1 pseudogene is annotated in these 1,358 nt (G+C 41.5%); it reads right to left on the reverse strand.

What is annotated here, in order from left to right:
* Positions 1-5 precede the first annotated feature (5 nt).
* Positions 6-1,266: pseudogene (locus IQ246_RS29665) on the reverse strand (RNA-guided endonuclease InsQ/TnpB family protein).
* Positions 1,267-1,358 lie beyond the last annotated feature (92 nt).

A 1,358-nucleotide genomic window follows, 5' to 3' on the forward strand; every position in this document is an offset into this window, starting at 1 on the left:
GTGAACTACCCCAACTTACCGAGTACGGTTGAAGTTGGGGCTTCTGTAATCATAGGGGAGTGCCACTACTATAGACTTTCGCCCAAGAGTAGGACTTACCTCCCCTCCTACAGCAGAGACGGCTGAACCTTCCGCCTTTATCATTCTGATACCCTCTGCTCTAATGTTCTGCGCGGCGTTCGCGTCCCGATCATGATGAGTATTGCAATGAGGGCAAGTCCATTCCCGGACATCCAATGGCATCTCACCTATTTGATACAAACATTTTTGACAGAGTTTTGAACTGGGGAACCATCTATCAATCTCAACGAACTTTCCACCTCTGCGCTCTAGCTTATAAGCTAAAAAGTTAGTGAATGTTCCCCACCCTACATCAGATATTGATTTCGCCAATTTATGATTACGATAGCGTAGCGTTAGCGAGTCTTCGAGCGTCACCATGCCCCTGACATTAAGATTCTCTACTATGACAGCTTGGCTATCGCTGACTAACTTGTAACTAAGTTTATGCAGAAAATCTTGCCTTGAGTTACTAACTCGTTCGTACACTTTGGCAACAACTTTTCTATATCTATTTCTTGACTTGCTCCCTTTTTGTTTACGTGCTAATTTTTTGTGTTTACGTTTGAGATTTTTCTCGTGTTTGGCAAGATGCTTGGGATTATCGTATTTGGAAACTTTTTCGCCGTCCGTGACGACAGCAAAGTGTTTCAAACCTAGATCAATTCCATATATCTTACCTTCTGAAATAATTGGGTTTTCACCCTCTAGCTCGGTCAGTATAGACGCAAGGTATTTACCAGATGACGTTTTGCTTACAGTAACAGTTTTGACTTTCCCCTCAAGAGGTCTGTGTATTTTGGCTTTGATTATCCCAATATTGCCAGGAAGTTTAACATTGCCATCTATAATCTTGACGTTTTGAGGATACTGGACAGACTGTTTTCCGTGCTTAGACTTGAATTTAGGAAATCCAGCACGTTTCTCAAAAAAGTTTTTGTACGCCGTAGTTAGATTGAGTGTTGTAGCCTGTAAAACTTGGCTATAACAATCAGATAACCACATTGTCTGTTCATTTTTTTTGAGTGCAGGAAGGAATGCGTTGAGTGCAGCACGGCCAAGCCCAAAACCTGTCTCCTTGTAAGTCTCAATAGATTTATTTAGAGCATAATTCCACCACCATCTAGCACACCCAAAAGTTTGAGCCAGTTGTGTTTGTTGCTCAAGTGACGGATATAAACGGACTTGTACAACCTTGTGTAACACTCAGCATCACCTCCTTGATGTGCTTACTCTACCATAAACATATATTGTGATAAAGCACTAAAATACAATAATTGGTGATTCCTCAAACACCC

Origin of the sequence: aff. Roholtiella sp. LEGE 12411, from assembly GCF_015206995.1 — a bacterium.
GTDB lineage: Bacteria > Cyanobacteriota > Cyanobacteriia > Cyanobacteriales > Nostocaceae > Komarekiella.